General features: G+C 30.5%; 13 protein-coding genes and 2 pseudogenes. 8 read left to right on the forward strand and 7 right to left on the reverse strand.

From position 1 onward, the window contains the following. Window positions 1–18 precede the first annotated feature (18 nt). Entirely contained in the window at window positions 19–915 is an 897-nt protein-coding gene (locus ACW9UN_RS03690) for a glycosyltransferase family 2 protein (RefSeq protein ID WP_459483976.1), read from the reverse strand. Beyond that, window positions 915–1,601: a cell division ATP-binding protein FtsE gene (locus tag ACW9UN_RS03695; RefSeq protein WP_459483977.1), complete on the reverse strand. Its 687-nt coding sequence runs from the start codon at window positions 1,599–1,601 to the stop codon at window positions 915–917. The genes ACW9UN_RS03690 and ACW9UN_RS03695 overlap by 1 nt, the downstream gene beginning before the upstream one ends. 161 nt (window positions 1,602–1,762) lie before the next feature. Between ACW9UN_RS03695 and ACW9UN_RS03700 the strand changes: the two genes are divergently transcribed. The 3 genes from ACW9UN_RS03700 to ACW9UN_RS03710 all read left to right on the forward strand — a co-directional run bounded on the left by ACW9UN_RS03700 (window position 1,763) and on the right by ACW9UN_RS03710 (window position 7,367). Next, complete coding sequence (locus ACW9UN_RS03700; RefSeq protein ID WP_459483979.1) at window positions 1,763–4,798, forward strand: tetratricopeptide repeat protein; 3,036 nt, start codon at window positions 1,763–1,765, stop codon at window positions 4,796–4,798. Beyond that, window positions 4,798–6,567 carry a TonB-dependent receptor gene (locus tag ACW9UN_RS03705; RefSeq protein WP_459483980.1) on the forward strand — a complete coding sequence of 590 codons (1,770 nt, stop codon included), beginning with the start codon at window positions 4,798–4,800 and terminating at the stop codon, window positions 6,565–6,567. Before ACW9UN_RS03700 ends, ACW9UN_RS03705 begins: the two co-directional genes overlap by 1 nt. 83 nt (window positions 6,568–6,650) lie before the next feature. Further along, window positions 6,651–7,367: a hypothetical protein gene (locus ACW9UN_RS03710; protein ID WP_459483983.1), complete on the forward strand. Its 717-nt coding sequence runs from the start codon at window positions 6,651–6,653 to the stop codon at window positions 7,365–7,367. A 116-nt stretch (window positions 7,368–7,483) separates the two neighbouring features. Here ACW9UN_RS03710 and ACW9UN_RS03715 read toward each other — a convergent pair. Further along, window positions 7,484–7,789: pseudogene (locus tag ACW9UN_RS03715) on the reverse strand (type II toxin-antitoxin system PemK/MazF family toxin). An 11-nt stretch (window positions 7,790–7,800) separates the two neighbouring features. Further along, a pseudogene (locus ACW9UN_RS03720) lies at window positions 7,801–8,045 on the reverse strand (AbrB/MazE/SpoVT family DNA-binding domain-containing protein). Between the two features lie 432 nt (window positions 8,046–8,477). Between ACW9UN_RS03720 and ACW9UN_RS03725 the strand changes: the two are divergent. The 3 genes from ACW9UN_RS03725 to ACW9UN_RS03735 are packed head-to-tail and all read left to right on the forward strand — an operon-like array spanning window position 8,478 to window position 11,898. Next, window positions 8,478–9,911: a M20/M25/M40 family metallo-hydrolase gene (locus ACW9UN_RS03725; RefSeq protein ID WP_459483985.1), complete on the forward strand. Its 1,434-nt coding sequence runs from the start codon at window positions 8,478–8,480 to the stop codon at window positions 9,909–9,911. Window positions 9,912–9,915: 4 nt separating this feature from the next. Further along, window positions 9,916–10,281 carry a DoxX family protein gene (locus ACW9UN_RS03730; RefSeq protein WP_518525013.1) on the forward strand — a complete coding sequence of 122 codons (366 nt, stop codon included), beginning with the start codon at window positions 9,916–9,918 and terminating at the stop codon, window positions 10,279–10,281. 3 nt (window positions 10,282–10,284) lie between these two features. After that, the gene (locus tag ACW9UN_RS03735; RefSeq protein ID WP_459483989.1) at window positions 10,285–11,898 is read left to right on the forward strand and encodes an amidohydrolase; all 1,614 of its coding nucleotides are present in this window, start codon (window positions 10,285–10,287) and stop codon (window positions 11,896–11,898) included. 180 nt (window positions 11,899–12,078) lie between these two features. Here ACW9UN_RS03735 and serA read toward each other — a convergent pair whose 3' ends face one another. Together serA and ACW9UN_RS03745 are read right to left on the reverse strand one after the other, a co-directional pair. Then, the gene (gene serA / locus ACW9UN_RS03740) at window positions 12,079–13,971 is read right to left on the reverse strand and encodes a phosphoglycerate dehydrogenase (protein ID WP_459483990.1); all 1,893 of its coding nucleotides are present in this window, start codon (window positions 13,969–13,971) and stop codon (window positions 12,079–12,081) included. A gap of 140 nt (window positions 13,972–14,111) precedes the next feature. Further along, window positions 14,112–14,933, reverse strand: coding sequence for a UbiA prenyltransferase family protein (locus ACW9UN_RS03745; RefSeq protein WP_459483991.1), 822 nt, complete (start codon window positions 14,931–14,933; stop codon window positions 14,112–14,114). Window positions 14,934–15,118: 185 nt separating this feature from the next. On the opposite strand from ACW9UN_RS03745, the gene gcvP reads away from it, so the two are divergent. Both gcvP and ACW9UN_RS03755 read left to right on the forward strand, forming a co-directional pair. Further along, window positions 15,119–18,004 carry an aminomethyl-transferring glycine dehydrogenase gene (gcvP, locus tag ACW9UN_RS03750; RefSeq protein WP_459483993.1) on the forward strand — a complete coding sequence of 962 codons (2,886 nt, stop codon included), beginning with the start codon at window positions 15,119–15,121 and terminating at the stop codon, window positions 18,002–18,004. Window positions 18,005–18,310: 306 nt separating this feature from the next. Beyond that, the gene (locus ACW9UN_RS03755) at window positions 18,311–19,012 is read left to right on the forward strand and encodes an acetolactate decarboxylase (RefSeq protein ID WP_459483995.1); all 702 of its coding nucleotides are present in this window, start codon (window positions 18,311–18,313) and stop codon (window positions 19,010–19,012) included. 132 nt (window positions 19,013–19,144) lie between these two features. On the opposite strand, the gene ACW9UN_RS03760 is transcribed toward ACW9UN_RS03755, so the two are convergent. Further along, a complete protein-coding gene (locus tag ACW9UN_RS03760; protein WP_459483997.1) occupies window positions 19,145–20,587 on the reverse strand; it encodes a glyceraldehyde-3-phosphate dehydrogenase in 1,443 nt (480 codons plus the stop codon). Window positions 20,588–20,613 lie beyond the last annotated feature (26 nt).

Consider the following 20,613-nt stretch of genomic DNA (forward strand, 5'->3'; position numbering starts at 1 on the left):
TTTTATAAGCCATAAAAATTATTTTAACAAAAACCACTTATTATCTGTTGATTTTAAGTGACATATATAGCTTACTTTTAAAAGGTTTAGAGCAAAAACCGAAACAAATTTAGATGTCAAATACTCAAAGAAAGGGTAAAAAAATCCGACTAATTTTAAAAGTTTAAATTTTGATAGCCTTTCTGTTGTTTTTAGTAAATAAGTGTCATTATCTGTAATTAGATTGCTTTTTTGTAAAAAAAACAAATTTTCAATTGCTTTCTTTGTCTTAGAAATAAAAACTTTATTGTCATCTATGCCTAAATGATACACTTCGTTTTCGATATGAGAAATACGATATCCTTTTTGGTGCAACTGTATGGAAAACAATAAATCTTCACGACCATAATTTTTTAATTCTTCTTCGAAATTTACCTCATTAAAAACACTTTTTTCGATTAAAAAATTGGAAGTAAAAAAATATTTATTAGGATGTTTCTTTCGTATTTCAACAGCGATTTCTTCGCTCTTTTTTCCGAATTTATATCTTAAAAAACCTTTATTTTGCTTTATATTTTCATATAATAATCCGCCGCAAACAATTTTATTTTTTTGATTTAAAAAAGCTACATAATTCGTAATAAAATGATTGTTTTTAGGCAAAACATCGGCATCTAAAAAAAGTAACCAATTAAAATTTGCGTTTTTAACCAGTAAATTTCGAATGGCACTTCTGCCAATATTTTTATCTAATGCTATAAATTTGGAGTGATCTAAAGTATTTATTTTATTATTCTGAATGTTTATTTCTGATTTTGAGCCATCATCAAAGCAAATAATTTCAAAATCAATTTTTGCATTCATCAGTTGTTTATGAATAACTTTAACAAGGTGTAAAGCATTATAATTGTATGTAGGTATAAGAACAGAAAGCACTATATTGTTTTTTGTTGCGCAACTTCAAAAAGCTCACCTGCCTCTACTTTTAACGTTTTTTGTCTGAACTTTACAATTAGTTGATAATCGTGTGTTGCCATTAAAATTGTTTTTCCGCTTTTATGGATTTTATTTAGAAGTTGCATTACCTCTAAAGAGGTTTTTGGGTCTAAGTTACCTGTAGGCTCATCTGCTAATATTAATTCTGGGTCATTAAGCAGCGCCCTTGCAATAGCAACTCTTTGCTGTTCGCCACCAGAAAGTTCAAATGTTTTTTTGTAGTATTGAGATTGCATTCCTACTTTTTCTAAAACCTCGTTAATTTTATTTTTAATTTCTTCTTTGTTTTTCCAACCTGTAGCTTTTAAAACAAATTCTAGGTTTCCAAAAATAGTTCTATCATTTAATAATTTAAAATCTTGAAAAACAATACCAATTTTTCTTCTTAAAAACGGTATATCTTTTTCTTTGAGTTTTTTTAAATCAAAGCCTACAATGTTTCCTGAGCCTTTTTGCAAGTGTAAATCGCCATACAAAGTTTTCATTAAACTACTTTTACCACTACCTGTTTTACCAATTAAATAATAAAACCCTCCTTTTTCAATGGTTAAATTAACATTAGATAACACCAAATTATCTCTCTGATAAATATCTGCATGCTCTAAATACAAAACTGGTTTTTCCATAAAAATAGTCGTTTTTACAAACTTATTAGTTTCTAACGATTTTAACATACAAAATTTAAATAATTCTTAAGTTTAATCGTAATTATTTTCATTTATTTTTGTGTCTTTATCCAACAAATTCAAAAAATATTCGTTAATTAGAATATAATAAATACTATGATATGAAATTTCGTTTTTGCAAAAAACATATTTTATCATTTGCTTTTACAATAATTTGCTACACTGCTTTTGCGCAGCAATCTATTGTTGATGTAAACATGAGAACTGATTTTAACAATGCCTTAAAATTATACAACACTAAAGCCTATAGAGCAGCGCAAAAAACATTTGAAAAAGTAAAAAAAGAATCCTTACAAAACACTGCTTTAAAAGCAGATGCATCTTATTACGATGCCATGTGTGCTGTAAAGCTAAACCAAACCAATGCTGATGAAAAGGTGCTAACGTTTGTTGAAGAAAACCCAACTAGCAACAAAAAAAACAAGGCTTTTTTTAACGTTGGAAATTATTATTTTGCAAATAAAAAGGCTGCATACGCATTAAAATGGTATCAAAAAGTGAATACCGATTTAATATCAGAAGAAAACAGAAAAGAACTTAATTTTAAAATGGGTTATGGTTTTTTAGTAGCCAAACGCCTAGATTTGGCAAAAGACAAATTTTTACCTTTAATTAATGATGCAAAATATGGCAATGACTCTAGATATTATTATGGTTATATTTCTTATAAATTAGAAGATTATGGCATTGCAGCAACTACGCTAAAAGAAATTGCCGACAATACATCTTACAAAACAGAAATTTCTTATTACTTGCTAGATATTAGTTTTAAATCTGGTCAATTTGAGCGTTGTATAACAGTTGGGCAAGAATTATTAAAAACTGCTAAGAAAAAAGATGTTTCTGAAATTTCTAAAATTGTAGGCGAAAGTTATTTTAACTTAAAAAAATATGAAGATGCAATACCGTTTTTAAAAGCGTATCAAGGCAAACGAAAAAAATGGAATAACACAGATTATTATCAGTTAGGATACGCTTATTTTAAGCAAAACGATTTTGAAAACGCCATTAGTTATTTTAACAAAATTATCTCTCAGAAAAACGAAGTTTCTCAAAATGCCTATTATCACCTAGCAGAATGTTATTTAAATACCAATAAAAAAAGTGAAGCTTTAAACGCATTTAAAACTGCTAGTGCTATGTCTTTTAACAGTAAAATTCAAGAAGATGCCGCTTTAAATTATGCTAAATTGAGTTACGAAGAGGGCAACCCGTTTGAAAATGTTTCTGATGTACTGCAAAACTACTTAAAGAACTATCCAAACTCTAGCGCATATAGCGAAATTAACGAATTAGTGGTCTCTTCTTTTATACATCAACAAGATTATCAAGGAGCTTTAGACTATTTAAAAAAGAAAAAATCACCAGAAAACTCGGCATTAACTTTTGAGGTTGCCTTATACAGGGCAATGCAGTTATTCAATAAGCAAAAATACTCAGAATCACTTTCTTATTTTCGTACTTCTCAATCTTCTCAAGAAACAGCAATAGTATTAAAGGGGAAATATTGGGAGGCAGAAACTTTATATAGATTAGAAAATTATAATGATGCTTTAACAAAATTCATCAATTTAAATAATGCCTTAAGAACTAGAAATAAAAACGATTTTCCTTTATTAGAATACAATATCGGTTACACTCATTTTAAATTGAAAAACTATCAGAAAGCAGCACAAACATTTGCCGTTTTCTTAGCGAAAAAAAATGTTGCTAATAGTATTAAAAACGATGCTTATATTCGTTTAGCAGATAGTTATTTTGCAACGAGAAACTATGATAAAGCCATTAAAAACTACACAATTGTAATTGCTAATAATGGTGCTGAAGCCGACTATGCACAATATCAAGTAGGTATGAGTTTTGGGTTTAGAAATGATAGCAAAGCTAAAATTAAAGCTCTAACTAAAGTGTTGAATGATTATAACAATTCAACACTAAAAGATGATGCTTTATATCAATTAGCAAATACATACACAAAAATTAAAAACAATCAAAAAGCACATCAAGCTTATGATCGTTTACTCAGCAAACACCAAAGAAGTGTTTTTTTACCAAGAGCTTTAGTGCGTCAGGGACTATTGTATTATAATGAAAATAAAAACAAAAAGGCTTTAGAAAAATTTAAACTAACTGTACAAAAATTCCCAAATTCTTCTGATGCTATAGAGGCCGTTAGAAATGCCAAAAACATATATATTGATGAAGATAACTTAAATGAGTATGTAGCTTGGACCAAAACCTTAAAATTTGTAAATGTTTCTGATAGTGAACTAGAAAGCTCTACTTTTTCTATTGCACAACGTAAATACTTTGATGGTAAAAATAGTAGTGCGATATTAAGTTTAAAAAAGTACTTGAAAAGTTTTCCTGATGGCAAAAACAGTTTAAAAGCAAATTATTATCTGGCTGATATTTTATTTAAAGAAAAGTTATTTACACAAGCTGTAGCTTATTACAAGAACGTTTTAGATGCTGGACAAAGTGAATTTAGCGAAGACTCTCTTGCAAAATTATCTCAAATTTATCTACAAGAAGAATCGTTTGCAAAAGCAATACCTTTTTTACTAAAATTAGAAAAAGAAGCTTACTCTAAAGAAAACATTTTGTTTGCTCAAAGTAATTTAATGAAAGCATATACTATTACAGAAGCTTTTAATGCATCTATGGAATATGCTAAAAAGATTTTAGAAAAAAACAAATTAGACGAAAGCTTGCGTTTAGATGCTAAAAAAACCATGGCTAGGAGTTCTTTTAAAACTAAAGAATTTGATGTAGCAGAAGCTTTTTACGCCGAAGTTGAAGAAGAAGCTACAGGAGAATTAAAAGCAGAGGCTTTATACTACAGTGCTTACTTTAAAAATGTAAATAAAGAGTATGAGGCTTCTACAAAAGTAGTTCAAGAATTAATTGCCAATTATTCTGCTTATAAATATTGGGGTGTAAAAAGCTATGTAATTATGGCTAAAAATTACTACAGTTTACAAGACGCTTATCAGGCTACTTTTATTTTAGAAAATGTTATTAAAAATTTTACCCAGTTTGATGATATTATAAAAGAAGCTGAAATAGAACTTAATACCATAAAAACCAACGAAGCCAAAACCAATAATTCTGTAACTCCTCAAAATAAAAATTAATGAAAAAAGGTGTTCTTATATGTGTAATTTTCTTTGGTTGTATGAGTAGTATTGCTCAAGAAAAAAAACCTGTTAGTGTAAAAGACACAGTAAAAACAGAGGTTGTAGAAGTAATTACTGCTTACAACCCTGAAATTGCTGATGCAAATAAAATTAAAAAAAATCCGGTAATTCAACTATCTGATAAAAACAAAAAGAAAACATTAAACTATGCTATTTTTTCGGCTCCTGTTGCCTCTACATTTATTCCCAAAAGCGGGGTTGTAAAAGGTATAGATGTAGGCGTAAAAGAACGTATTTATGATAATTACGCTGCACTTGGCTTTGGCAACTATAAATCTACTTTTGCAGAAATTTATATTCATAATTACACTCGTTTTCAGAGTGAATATGGAATATCATCAAAATACCAAACTTCTCAAAATAACATTAATAACACTTTGTTAAATAGCGATTTTTCGAATTTTTTAGCCACTGTTTTTTACAAGAGAGAAGAACGTTATTTTGATTGGAAAATAACACTAAATACAGAACAAAATAATTATAATTGGTATGGTTTAGAAGAAAACACCTTTGTACCAAATATTATTGATAATATTGAAGAAAATCAAAAATACAGTTATTTTAATGCTACAGGAGAAATTGATTTTCTTGATGCTTATTTAGATCAAAGTGTGTTATCACTTTCTTATTTTACAGATGATTATAGCAGTAGCGAATTTCTCATCAACTTAAATACCAATTTTGATTTTCCTATAGATTTTATTAGCAGACGTTTAAACAACCTAAAAGTAAAAACAGGGGTAGAGTATTTAGTTGGTAATTTTGCTACAAATTACAGTAATAATAACGAATTGAATTATTCTATTTTTACGGCAAACATCAATCCACAGTATAAAGATACTTTTGGCGGTTTCACAGCACATCTTGGTGCTAAAATAATTGCTTCTTTTGATGCAGAAAATAGTACAAATCACTTTTTAGTATATCCAGATATTCAATTACAGCAATCTATACTACCAGAAAAACTAAATATTTACACAGGTATTTTTGGTGATTTTCATACCAATACTTATAAAAATTTTACTGAAGATAATCAGTTTATTTCTCCCACACAATTTATTACACAAACTGCAGAAAAATATAATGTGTTTTTAGGTTTTAACGGAGTTATGTTTAATGATTTTAGTTTTAATGTTTCTGCCAGCCTAAAAGAGGAAGAAGATAAAGCGTTGTTTGTTAGAAACAATTCAAAATCTAGTGGAGTAAACAATAACATTAACGGAATTGCTTTAAAAGGCTATGAATATGGAAATTCATTTTCAGTGATTTATGATGATGTTAAAACAACATCCGTTACTGCAGAATTAGCTTACGATTTAACAAAAAAAATTGTATTAACCACCAATTTTCAGTTTAATAGTTTTACCATGCAAACCCAAAAAGAAGCTTGGAATTTACCTACAATTCAAGCTGGTTTTACAGGCAAATACAAAAGCAATAAATGGTATGCAACTACAAGTGTTTTTTATGTGGGCGAACGAAAAGACGTGTTATACGCAAATACTTTTCCTTCTAATATAAATAGTACTGAAACCTTAGATGCTTTTGTAGATATTAATGCCAATGGTGGTTATCATTTTAACGATAAATTTTCAGCATTTTTACGACTAAATAATATTTTAAATACAGATTACCAACGCTTTGCCAACTTTAATGTGCAAGGTTTTCAAGTTTTAGGAGGCATAACGTATAAATTTGACTTTTAAAACGAGTCATTTAACGATATAATATCTTCATATTATCTAAAAACCACCCACTTAAAATCACATTTTTCATATATTTACAATCTATGTTGTATTATTTGTTAATTGCTTTTCAGGCTTTTTGTATATTTCATGTATACAAAACCAAAAATGATTATTACTGGTATTTTGTCATATTTTTTGTACCAATTATTGGAGGAGCAGTGTATTTATTTACTCAAATATTAAATAAAAATAATATTAACAATACAATAGAATCCATTACTACTGTTGTAAACCCCTCTAAAAAAATTAAAGCTTTAGAACAAAAACTTGCTTTTTCTGAAAGTTTTCAGAATAAAATTAATCTTGCAGATGCACATTTAGACAACAGTAATTTCGAAAAAGCCATTGAATTTTATGAAAAGGCTTTACAAGGCAAATACGTTAAACATCCATACACCATAAATAAAGCGTTAAAATGTTATTTTAAAATTGAAAACTTTAAAAAAGTAATTCAATATGCTAGAAAAATTGATATCGAAAAAACATTTAAAGATTCATTATGTTTTTATGCCATTGCTTTAGAAAAATGTGATTTTTTAGATGAAGCCGAAATTCACTTTAAAAAGTTAAATATAAGATATTCTAATTACCCTGAACGCCTTGAACTATCGCGATTTTTAATTAGAACAGATCAAAAAGAGGCTGCAAAAACGGTTTTAAACGATGTGATTAGTGAGATTAACAATATGATTGAAACCAATCAAAGAAAATATAAATATATTTATAAAGAATCTAAGTTGCTTATGCGTAACATTTAGTTTTAAAAAAGTTACCCAACGCTTTTTATTATGATATTCCTAAAAATTTGCCCCAATTTGGTGGAATAATTTATATCGATGTAATTGTATTATTGACAAAAGCATCATATTTTAATCTATGTCGCTACAAAAGTTTCTCTTATAATTTCTTTACAATTCTGTATTTCAGATTTGGATAATTTGTCCAACGTTTTTAATAGTCAAGACTTGTCAATTGTTCGAATTTGGTCGATTGCCATCATTCCCTTTTTTTCGTTATGTTTTACTTTAATTCTAGTCAGATCGTTTTTCAAGCTCGTTGTTATTGGTGCAACTACGATTTTCCTTAAAAACGTATTAATTTCGTTTGGTGAAACAATTACACAAGATCTCGTTTTTTTAATTTCACTACCTATTGTTGGGTCAAGATTTACGAGTATAATTGTATATTGTTCTAATTCCGTTCCTCAAAATTTTCGTCCTCGAATACATCATTAAATAATAATCGGTCATCATTATTCTCACGCATTTCCTCAAATGCTTTCCCCAGTTTTTCCTCAGACTACTAATTGGTTTAAGGATTATTTGTACTTTTTTCTAAATCATTTCGACTTTGTCTTTTATGTTATACTTTTCCAAAACAGTTTTGCTTAAACGCAGACCTTTAAAATTTCCGATTTTTATAATTGCTATTTCCATAACTTTATATTTGTAATTACAGAGTCATCACAAATCATTTAGTTTACAAAGTTTTTTAGTAGTAATGGCAACTCAGTTATAGTGATGTAAAAAAATTGATCTGTCATTTATTTATAAAGCTAAAAACATACATTTAAGTAACTAACCTAAAACCTTCAAATAGTGGTTATGATGTTTCTGAAAACCCAAAAAACAAATTACATCCAACCAACATTTACAAAAGCAACAAAAAGACTTATTGAAATTGTACAAGCAAACAGAACTAAGTATAAAGTTTTTGTTAAACCTCATTAAAAAGAAAATTTCAGATCAATACCTCCTTAACTAAGGTGTAAAGGATGCCAAGCTGCAAGGCATGATGAACATATTCATTTTCAATACAGTAAATTGTCATCTCGTTTTTGTAATTTTATCAAAATAAACAACAAAACCATGAAAAAACTATTACTGCTAGTCTTTATGATAACCATGATGATTTCTTGTAATCAAAAAGCTACAAAAAAAGAAACATTAAATACACTTTCTACACAAGAAAAAACAGATTCTACTTATATAAAAACCATCTTTAATTCGGCATTAACTGATGGTAAATCTTATGAATGGTTAAGAGATTTAACACAAAATATTGGTGGTCGTTTATCTGGTTCTCCAGAAGCTCAAAAAGCGGTAGAATGGGGAGAGCAATTAATGAAAGATGTAGGTTTAGATTCTGTTTGGTTACAACCAGTAATGGTACCACATTGGATTCGTGGTAAAAAAGAAACAGCCAGTTATACTATAAATGGAACAACAAAAAATGTAGCTATTTGTGCCTTAGGTTTCTCTATTGCTACACCAAATGAAGGTATTTTAGCAGAAGTAATTGAAGTAAAAAGTTTGGAAGAAGCCAAAGCATTAGGCAGCAAAATGCAAGGAAAAATTGTTTTTTTTAACCGTCCTTTCGATGATACACTCATTAATACTTTTAAAGCCTATGGAGGTTGTGTAGATCAACGTGTAAGAGGCGCTACAGTTTGTGGAGCGTTTGGAGCAAAAGGCGTAATTGTACGTTCTATGACAAACGCAATAGACGATTACCCTCACACAGGAACCATGAGTTATGGAAATTTACCAAAAGAAAAATACATTCCTGCTGCAGCTATTAGCAGTAAAGCTGCTGAAATGTTAAGTGCCGATTTACAAAAAAATCCTGATTTAAAATTCTACTTTAAACAAAGTTGTAAAACCTTACCAGACGCCCCTTCTTTTAACGTTGTTGGCGAAATTAAAGGTACTGAAAACCCAAAAAATATTTTTGTAGTTGGCGGACATTTAGATTCTTGGGATTTGGGTGAAGGTGCTCATGATGATGGTACTGGGATAGTGCAATCTTTAGAAGTAGCTTATCTTTTTAAGAAAAACAATATCAAACCAAAAAACACCATTAGAATTGTGTTTTTTATGAATGAAGAAAACGGAACAAGAGGTGCAAAAAAATATGCTGAGTTGGCAAAATTGAACAAAGAAAATCATATTGGTGGTTTAGAATCTGATGCTGGTGGTCATACGCCTAGAGGTTTTTCTATTGATGCAAATACAGTAAATACTCAACTTTTACAAAGCTGGAAAAAGCTATTATCTCCTTATGGTTTACATGACTTAGATAAAGGTGGATCTGGAGCAGATATTAGTCCGTTAAAAGGCGAAAACGTAACTCTAGTTGGCTACAGACCAGACTCTCAACGTTACTTCGATTATCATCACACAAGTAGAGATACCTTTGATAAAGTAAACAAACGCGAATTAGAATTGGGCAGTGCATCTATGGCTAGTATTATTTACTTAATGGATAAATATTTATATGCAGACACTCCTATAAAACCTTAACATTTTGAAAGATTTTGCACTAATTTTACGAATAATTTATGGTGCATTTTTCTGCTTTGCAGGAATAATGCATTTTATAAAAATGGACCTCTTTAAGCATTTTATACCTCATTTTTTAAATAAAAAACTGGTAAACTACATCGTTGGTTTTATAGAATTTATATTAGGGTTTGGTATGTTTGTTTCTAAAACAACAAAAGAAGCTTCAATAGGCATTTTTATTCTACTACTATTACTTTTGCCCATTCATATTTGGGATGTAACTAAAAAAAGGCCTGCTATAGGTTCAAAAAAAATAGCCATTATTAGAATCCCATTTCAGTTTGTACTTATGTACGGAGTATATTTTGTTTACACCAATACCATTTAAAAAATGAAAAAAAATCTATTACAATTTATTGTTTTCCTCTCTTTATTTTCTTGCGGACAAAAAAAAGTGGATATCCTTGTTTATAATGCAAATGTTTATACCGTAAATAACCTCTTTCAAAAAGCAGAGGCCTTTGCTATTAAAGATGGTAAGTTTGTTGCAATAGGCACAAATGAACAAATTTTTAATTCGTACAGCGCTTTAGACACCATTAATGCCCATGGTAAAACCATTGTTCCTGGTTTAATTGATGCACATTGCCATTTTTACAGAATGGGCTTACAGCAGCAAAAAGTATCTTTAGAAGGTACAAAAAGCTATGATGATGTTATTAAAAGAATAGATTCTTTTCAAAACGTAAAAAACACCAATTTTATTACAGGTCGTGGATGGGATCAAAACGATTGGCCCATAAAAGAGTTTCCCACAAAAGATAAGTTAGATTCTTTATTCCCAACAACTCCTGTTGCTGTAAGACGCGTAGATGGCCATGCATTATTAGTTAACCAAGCTGCTATTGATTTAGCAGGAATCACTAAAAACACTCCTGTTTCTGGTGGAGAAATCATCACCAAAAACGGCGAAATGACTGGTGTGTTAATTGATGCTGCTATGGATTTTATAAAAATACCTGACCCCACTAAACAAGAAGCTATTCAAGGTTTATTAGATGCTCAAAAAATATGTTTTTCTTATGGTTTAACAACGGTTGATGATGCTGGTTTAGATAGAAGTACTATAGAATTAATTGATGAATTACAGCAAAAAAATCAATTAAAAATGCGAATTTACGCCATGGTGTCTGGTGATAAACAAGAGCAAATTGATTATTACATCAATAAAGGAATTTATAAAACGGATAAATTAAACGTGCGTTCATTTAAAGTTTATGGTGATGGCGCTTTAGGCTCTAGAGGTGCAGCCATGCGTAAACCATATTCAGATAGAGAAAATCATTTTGGTGCTTTAATTTATCCTGCTGAACGTTACAGAGAAATTGCAAAGCAAATTGCTGCCTCAGAATTTCAAATGAACACACATGCCATTGGTGATTCTGCTAATACTTGGATGTTAAAAACCTACAACGAGGTTCTAAAAAATGAAGAAAATAGAAGATGGAGAATTGAACATGCTCAAATAATATCTTCTGAAGATTTTAAAAGTTTTAACAATATTATGCCCTCTGTACAACCTACACACGCCACATCAGATATGTATTGGGCAGAAGAAAGAATTGGAAAAAAACGAATGAAAGGTGCGTATGCTTTTAAAGATTTATTAAATAGGTATGGAAAAATTGCCCTAGGTACAGATTTTCCTGTAGAAAAAGTAAATCCTTTTTTAACTTTTTATGCGTCTACTTTTCGTAAAGATTTAGAAGGATTTCCAAAAGATGGTTTTCAAATGAATAATGCTTTAAACAGAAATCAAACCCTAAAAGGAATGACTATTTGGGCTGCCTATTCTAATTTTGAAGAAGAAGAAAAAGGTACTATAGAAATAGGTAAATTTGCTGATTTTGTAATTTTAAATCAAGATATTATGACTATTTCTGGAGACAAAATTCCAAATACAAAAGTAATTGCCACTTATTTAAATGGTGAAAAGGTATACTAACTAAATACCTACTTTGTATTTTAGTGTATTTGACCAAAAATAGATTGATACCCATCCTTTATAAAAGTATCGCTTGAGATTTTTAAATACATTTTTTGATAACCTAAAACAAATTTCAACAAAAAAACCCCACAATTTTAGTAACTGTGGGGTTTAAAATATTATAAAGCTGATAAAATGCTAATATAAAACTCTAAACTTAATTGTACCTTCTACAGCTCTCAACTCATCAATTACTTGTTTGTTGTATTCTTTATCTAAATCTGTAATTACGTACCCAACTTTTGGATCTGTAGATAAAAATTGGCCATTGATATTTAAATCGTATTTAGCCAAAATTTTATTAATTTTAGCCATAACACCAGGCACATTTTTATGAATATGTAAAAAACGATGTGCGTTTGTTTGTCTTGGTAAACGAATATTTGGGAAATTTACAGCATCTACCGTATTTCCAGAATTGATGTATGCCATAATTTTACTTGGTACAAAATCGGCAATATCTCTTTGTGCTTCTTCTGTACTTCCACCAACATGAGGGGTTAATATTACATTGTCTAAACCTTGTAATTCTGTTTTGAACTCTCCGTTTTTTCTTGGCTCAGAAGGATACACATCTATAGCTGCTCCTGATAGTTTTTTACTTTTTAAAGCGGCAACTAGTGCAGGAATATCAACTACAAAACCACGTGCTAAATTTACCAAAACAGCACCATCTTTCATTTGTGAAATTTCTTCTGCACCAAAGAAATTTTTATTGGCAGCATTATCATCTACATGTAAACTTACGGCATCAGAAATTGCTAACAGTTCTTTTAAAGTACTCACTTTTGTAGCATTTCCTAAAGCCAGCTTGTCTTCCACATCATAATAATACACGTGCATACCTAAAGCTTCTGCCAAAACCGATAATTGCTTACCAATATTACCATAGCCTACAATTCCTAGTTTTTTACCACGAACCTCTCTAGAACCTGCTGCTGTTTTTTGCCACTGACCATTATGAATTTCTGTACTTCGTTGAAAAACCGAACGCAATAACATAATAATTTCGCCAATTGCCAACTCAACCACAGAACGAGTGTTGCTGTAAGGTGCGTTAAACACCACAATCCCTTTTTCTTTACAAGCGTCTAAATCAATTTGTTTGGTACCAATGCAAAATGCACTTACCACCATTAACTTTTCTGCGGCATCTACTACTTTTTGGGTAACGTTAGTTTTAGAACGGATTCCTAAAACGTGTACATCTTTAATTTTTTCTATCAATTCATCTTCTGACAAACTTTTAGAAATTGTTTCTACAGAAAACCCATCTGAAGATAACTTTGTAAAAGCATCTGGATGTATATTTTCTAATAATAAAATCTTAATTCGGTTCTTTGGGTAACTTATATTTCTTGGCAACTTGTTAACGTATAAAAATTCATCTAAATTCGGTGCAATATGGTCTGCGTTTTCTGTGGTTTTATCTCTAGAAACATTTTCTGTATACGCAAAAAACTTGTCTGCTACACCAGCTTCTCGAGTTACATAATCACTATAACCATCACCAATAACTTGTATTTCTCCCTCAAGGTTCATATCTCGTAAACACTTGATTTTTCCATTGTGTTGTGATAGTGGGTTTGCACTATCAAAACTTACAATTTTTCCGTTCGCATCAAATTCAAAAGTATTGGCATATACCCTTTCTGATGGAATATTGTATGCTGCTACAATAGGATCTATAAATTCTTTAAAACCACAAGAAATTACATAAATATCATCTGCAAATTTTTCAAAAAACTCTTTATTGCTTTCAATAGATTTTGATACTTGCTTTTTTAATGCGGCAACTAAAGCTTCTAAATCAGATGCATTGGCTTCTAATAATTGAATTCTACGCTCTAAAGATTCTGTGAATGAAATTTCTCCATCAATCCCTAAATTGGTAATGTCAATGATTTCTTGAATAATTTCATCTTTCTTTGGATTGTTTTTTAAGGTAATTTCTGCCAAAACATCCAAAGCTTCTACACGAGTTAGTGTACTGTCAAAATCGAAAATATAATTTCTTTTTGTGGTAATCATTTTCTTTAAATCTTGGTTGAATTTAAGTGGGTAAATCTACAAATATAGTAGCCATTTAAGAAGCCTTTTTAGAGTTTTACGATATCTGTTTTATTTGTTCATATTCTTCAAAAAGTTGATAATAAAACCAGTATTAGATCCTAAAAATTATGAAATCCTAAATGAATCAACCACCAAACTATAGGTAACGATTCTACCCAAAAAGAGCTGTAATACTTAGACTGTTTTGTTTTTGCTCTCATTAAGAGTATAATCACAATAAAAAAGAATACCATAAACGGAGTTTGCATTGTATTTGAGGTGGAAGCCAAATACTCTAAAATCAAACAAAAAATCATTAATATCAACCCTAATCGTTTGGTTTTTTCTATGCCAATTTTTCTGGGGATGGTTTGCAATGAAATAGCATCGTACTGCACATCTCTAATATCAAAAGGCAATATTAATACAACTACAATTAAAAACCGTTGCAATAGCAATACATAGGTTGTATAAGTAATGTGTGCGTTAGCATCTACAATAGGAATTAACACTGTAAATCCTGCCCAAACTAAAGCTACCACAGCAATTTTTAAATAACTGACCTCTCGTAAATTTTTATCAAAACCACTTAGAAAAGGAACTCCATATAAAATGGTTAGCACTACAAAAGGAATACTATAATACAATGTTGATAATTGCAATTGATAAGCAAAATAGCACATGGCTAAAAAACAAAAAAAAGAGAAAATTTGAATCACTTTTAAACTATCTGTCAAACTTCTATGATGCAGCTTAGCAACACCCGCATATTTTACAAAATTGTAGCCTGTTATAGTTCCGAAAAAAATAAAATAATACAAATTTTGATTGTAAGGCAAATCAAAATACATTTCTGTAATTCTAAGTAACGCATATACTGCTAAAGCTACATGAATACTTGCATTGATGTAAAAGTTAAAAACGGACTTAAAAATGTTCATTACACAAAAGTAACTTATTGTTTATAATTATTCTATTTAGTTAATAATTAAATGTTTTGCGAGGGCATTATCATCAAAATTAAAACAAAGAATACGTATTTTTGCAAAATTAAATTACAGATTGTTAGGTTTGCGGTACAAGCCGACTTAAATCTATTAAAAAAAGTCTAAAAAAACTCTATTTAATGAACACAAATTCGTTTCAATTAAGACATATTGGCCCAAATAAAGTGGAGCAAAAAAAGATGCTAAAAACTATAAAAGCTGATAGTTTAGAACAGTTGATTACTGAAACTGTACCAGACAACATTCTTTTAAAAGAAGATTTAGATTTAGCGCCAGCAATGAGCGAATATGAATATTTACAACACATAAATACACTTGCCAATAAAAACAAAGTGTTTAAAAGCTATATTGGTTTAGGGTATCATGAAGCGATTGTACCAAGTGTTATTCAGCGAAATATTTTAGAAAATCCAGGTTGGTATACAGCATACACACCTTACCAAGCAGAAATTGCTCAAGGTCGTCTAGAAGCCTTGTTAAATTTCCAAACTATGGTTTGTGATTTAACAGGAATGGAACTAGCAAATGCTTCTTTATTAGACGAATCTACAGCTGCTGCAGAAGCCATGGCTTTGTTGTTTGATGTTAGAGAACGTGCTAAGAAAAAAGCGGGTGCCAATAAGTTTTTTGTTTCTGATGAAATTCTGCCACAAACCTTATCTTTATTACAAACACGCGCTACTCCTATTGGTATTGAGTTAGTAATTGGTAACCACGAAGCATTTAATTTTGATGATGATTTTTTTGGTGCAATTTTACAATATCCAGGTAAATTTGGTCAGATTTATGATTATGAAAGTTTTGTTGCCAAAGCCAATGATAATGATATTAAAGTAGCAGTGGCTGCTGATATCTTATCCCTTGTAAAATTAAAAGCTCCTGGTGAATTTGGTGCTTCTGTAGTTGTAGGAACCACGCAACGTTTTGGAATTCCTTTAGGTTATGGAGGGCCTCATGCAGCGTATTTTGCTACCAAAGAAAAATACAAAAGAAGTATTCCTGGACGTATAATTGGAGTAACCAAAGACATGAATGGTAAACGTGCTTTGCGTATGGCATTACAAACTAGAGAACAACATATTAAGCGTGAAAGAGCTACTAGTAATATTTGTACTGCGCAAGTTTTATTAGCTGTTATGGCTGGAATGTATGCAGTGTATCATGGAAAAGACGGTTTGCATTATATTGCTGATACAGTGCACAATAAAACAAAATTAGTTGCAGATTTTTTAGAAAAGGCTGGTTTTAAACAACTAAACTCTTCTTATTTTGATACACTTTTAGTAGAAATTGATGCTATCAGATTAAAACCAATTGCAGAATCTTTTGAGGTAAACTTTAATTATGTTTCTGATAATTTGGTTTCTATTTCTTTAAACGAAGCAACAACTCAAAAAGATTTAATGACTTTGTTTACCATTTTTGGACAATTAAAAAAACGTCCAAATCCTGTAAAAGAAGAAAATTACGATACCTTTTCTCAAATTTTAACTCAAGAACCTTTTCATTCGGATTTTGAAGTTATTGAAGATGCTGTTTCAAGAAATACATCATTTTTAGAAAACGAGATTTTTAACACGTATCATTCAGAAACAGATATGATGCGTTATATAAAGAAACTAGAACGTAAAGATTTGGCTTTAAATCATTCTATGATTTCTTTAGGATCTTGTACCATGAAATTAAATGCTGCCTCAGAAATGTTGCCTTTAAGCAATCCTAATTGGGGAAATATTCATCCTTTTGTGCCTTTAAATCAAGCACAAGGATATCAAGAAGTTCTTAAAAAATTAGAACATCAACTAAATATTATTACGGGTTTTGCAGGTACTTCTTTACAGCCAAATTCTGGTGCTCAAGGTGAGTTTGCTGGTTTAATGACGATTAGAGCTTATCATCAATCTAGAAACGAATCACATAGAAATATTTGTATTATTCCTGCTTCTGCTCATGGTACAAACCCTGCTTCTGCTGTTATGGCTGGTATGAAAGTGATTGTAACCAAAACTGCCGAAAATGGAAATATTGATGTTGCTGATTTACGTGAAAAAGCAGAATTGCATTCCGATAATTTGGCTGCGTTAATGGTTACTTATCCTTCTACTCATGGAGTTTTTGAAAGTGAAATTAAAGAAATCACCAAAATTATTCACGATAATGGAGGGCAAGTGTATATGGATGGTGCAAATATGAATGCTCAAGTTGGATTGACGAATCCTGCAACAATTGGCGCAGATGTTTGTCATTTAAATTTACACAAAACTTTTGCCATTCCTCATGGAGGAGGTGGCCCTGGAGTTGGGCCAATTTGTGTTGCACCTCAACTAGTACCTTTTTTACCTACAAATCCTGTTATTGAAACTGGTGGAGAAAATGCAATTACAGCCATTTCATCTGCTCCTTGGGGTTCTGCTTTAGTGTGTTTAATTTCTTACGGATACATAAAAATGCTGGGTTTTAGAGGATTAACCAACTCAACAAAAAATGCCATTTTAAATGCCAACTATATTAAAGAACGTTTGCAAGGGCATTATGAGACTTTATTTACAGGCGAAAAAGGACGTGCAGCTCATGAAATGATTATTGATTGTAGAGACTTTAAACAAAAAGGGATTGAAGTGGTAGATATTGCCAAGCGTTTAATCGATTATGGTTTCCATGCTCCAACAGTTTCTTTTCCTGTAGGTGGAACCATGATGATTGAACCTACAGAATCTGAGTCTATTGCTGAACTTGATCGTTTTTGTGATGCTATGATTGCCATTCGTGAAGAAATTAAAAATGCAACGAAAGAGGATGCAAATAATCCTTTAAAAAATGCACCTCACACTCAACAAATGCTAACTGCAGATGAATGGAATTTTCCATACAGTAGAAAACAAGCCGCTTTTCCTTTAGCGTATATTGCTGACAATAAATTTTGGCCAACAGTAAGAAGAGTTGATGATGCTTTTGGTGATAGAAACTTAATTTGCTCTTGTAATCCTATTGAAGATTATATGTAGAATATGTTTGCTGATAGTTATATAAAGAGGCTGTCTGAAAAGTATAAAATCCCTGTCATTTGGACTGAAATGGAGAAATCTTATTTTTTAATCATCAAATAGTTCGATTTTTCAATTTCGCTAAAATGACATACAGATCTACTTTTCAGACAGCTTTTTTTTAAATTTATAACTGTTTTATTTCATCAAAAAATGATAATTTTATCAAAAAATAGTGATATTCAGCTCTTGATATTTACAAAATTAGCAATTGTTAATTTTCTGAGACTATTTTAGAAACATTACTCAAATAATTAGAAAAAAACGATGAAAAAAATTGTATTCCTTTTTACGCTTTTAGTATTCGTTCGTTGCACTTCAAAAGTCCAAGAAAAACAAAATGTAAACATTGTTGGTGCCATGAAAAACGTAATGTGGAAAGGAAAATTAGGTAGTAGTATAAACCTGGATACTATTGCTGATAAAAAAGGACTTTATGGCCTTGGACCTGTGAGTTATTTAACTGGTGAATTGCTGATTAATAACGGTAAAAGTTACGTATCAAAAGTAATTAACGACACCACAATGATCGTTGAAAAATCTTTTGATATTTCTGCACCTTTTTTTGTTTACAGCAACATCAACAACTGGCATGAAATAAAACTACCCACTAATGTAAAAACAATTAAAGACGTTGAAAAATTTACTAAAAACCAAGCTACAAACTTCAAAAAACCTTTTGCTTTTAAATTAATAGGACAAGTTTCTAAAGCAGTTGTTCATATTCAAAATTTACCACAAGGCAGCAAAGTAAGCTCTCCTGATGAAGCACATCAAGGACAGACAAATTTTACCATAACTAATACAAACTGCGAAATAATTGGTTTTTTCTCAACAGAGCATCAAGGTGTTTTTACACATCACGACTCATTTGTACACATGCATTTAATTACTAAGGATGAAACAAAAATGGGGCATTTAGACGAATTGGAAATTGGCGAAATGAAATTATACCTTCCTAAAAAGTAGCTTTTGTATCCTCTAAAAAAAAAGAAAAATTAAAATAGCTCTCAAAAATTGGAGAGCTATTTTATTTTTTACAAGGTATTCATCAACATAAATATTTTAAAAGTTTTGTTTTTTATCATCAACATTAATATTTTAATAATATGTATATCTTCTAACTTTTGAAATATGTTTTGCTAAACGCATTACTTGATGAGAATAGCCATATTCATTATCATACCAAACATAAACAACAATAGTTTCTTTGTCTGTAATTGTGGCTTTACTATCAAAAATTGAAGGTGCTGTTGAGCCAATAATATCTGAAGAAACCATTTCGTTATCTAACGAATATTTTATTTGTTCTACCAAATCACCTTCTAAGGCATTATGTTTTAAAATGGCGTTTACAGCTTCTGTATTTACGGGTCTTCTTAATTGTAAGCTTAAAATTGCTAAAGATCCATTTGGTACAGGAACTCGAATTGCATTAGAGGTTAATTTGTCTTTTAAAACAGGTATGGCTTTGGCAACAGCCTCTCCAGCACCAGTTTCTGTAATCACCATATTTAATGCTGCAGCTCTACCTCTTCTGTATTTGCTGTGCATGTTGTCTACCAAGTTTTGGTCGTTTGTGTAAGCATGAATGGTTTCTATGTGTCCTTTTTTAATTCCAAAATTATCTTCTAAAACTTTTAAAACAGGCGTAATAGCATTGGTTGTACAAGATGCTGCCGAAAAAATATCGGTGTTATCTGGATTGTATTTTTTATGATTCACACCATGCACAATATTTGGTATTCCTTTACCAGGGGCAGTTAACAATACTTTACTTGCACCTTTTGCTTTTAAATGCCTACTTAACTCTACATCATCTCTAAAAGCACCAGTATTATCAATAATTAAAGCATCTTTAATTCCATATTGTGTATAATCAATATCTTCAGGATTGTTGGCAGAAATTACGTGTACTGTTGTACCGTTTATAATTAGCGCTTTGTGTTCTATATCAGTATGTACAGTACCTAAAAAATCGCCATGAACCGAATCTACTTGTAATAGTGAAGCTCTTTTTTCTAAAACAGATTGTGTAATTTCTCCACGTGTTACAATAGCTCTTAATCGTAATTGAGCTCCTGTACCCATTTTAGTCATCAACTCTCTGGCTAACAAACGCCCAATTCTACCAAAACCGTACAAAACCACATCTTTAGGAACTATGTTTTTGGCCTCTTTAGCGTCTTTAAGTTGTTTTTGTACAAAGGCAACTTTATCTTCACATCTTTTTGGGTTTAAATAACACTCGTAGGCCAATTTACCAATGTCTAATTTAGAAGATGGCAAATCGATTTGTTGAATGGCCTTTGCAATACTCAGCACATCTTCAATAGAGATTTTTTTATTTACAAACTCTTTTGCATAACGAATTAAATTTAGCACCTCTCCTGCTCTTTTATCTATTAAAGGATTTCTAAAAAGCACCAATTCAATAGATTTATCGTACCATAAATCGTAAACAATATTAATAAATTCTACTGTGGCTCTGCTGGTTTGTGCTTGAGAAACAACTTGTTTCTCGTAATTTTGGGTTGTTGACATAGCTAATAACTAATTTAAGGTTTGCA

Source organism: Polaribacter litoreus (assembly GCF_054584775.1).

Bases quoted from the DNA above. Each gene is read 5' to 3' on its own strand.
- ACW9UN_RS03760 (WP_459483997.1), bottom strand. From the start codon at position 20,587: ATGTCAACAACCCAAAATTACGAGAAACAAGTTGTTTCTCAAGCACAA.
- ACW9UN_RS03735 (WP_459483989.1), top strand. From the start codon at position 10,285: ATGAAAAAAAATCTATTACAATTTATTGTTTTCCTCTCTTTATTTTCT.
- ACW9UN_RS03725 (WP_459483985.1), top strand. From the start codon at position 8,478: ATGAAAAAACTATTACTGCTAGTCTTTATGATAACCATGATGATTTCT.
- ACW9UN_RS03700 (WP_459483979.1), top strand. From the start codon at position 1,763: ATGAAATTTCGTTTTTGCAAAAAACATATTTTATCATTTGCTTTTACA.
- ACW9UN_RS03705 (WP_459483980.1), top strand. From the start codon at position 4,798: ATGAAAAAAGGTGTTCTTATATGTGTAATTTTCTTTGGTTGTATGAGT.
- ACW9UN_RS03745 (WP_459483991.1), bottom strand. From the start codon at position 14,933: ATGAACATTTTTAAGTCCGTTTTTAACTTTTACATCAATGCAAGTATT.
- ACW9UN_RS03755 (WP_459483995.1), top strand. From the start codon at position 18,311: ATGAAAAAAATTGTATTCCTTTTTACGCTTTTAGTATTCGTTCGTTGC.
- ACW9UN_RS03695 (WP_459483977.1), bottom strand. From the start codon at position 1,601: ATGGAAAAACCAGTTTTGTATTTAGAGCATGCAGATATTTATCAGAGA.
- ACW9UN_RS03710 (WP_459483983.1), top strand. From the start codon at position 6,651: ATGTTGTATTATTTGTTAATTGCTTTTCAGGCTTTTTGTATATTTCAT.
- gcvP (WP_459483993.1), top strand. From the start codon at position 15,119: ATGAACACAAATTCGTTTCAATTAAGACATATTGGCCCAAATAAAGTG.
- serA (WP_459483990.1), bottom strand. From the start codon at position 13,971: ATGATTACCACAAAAAGAAATTATATTTTCGATTTTGACAGTACACTA.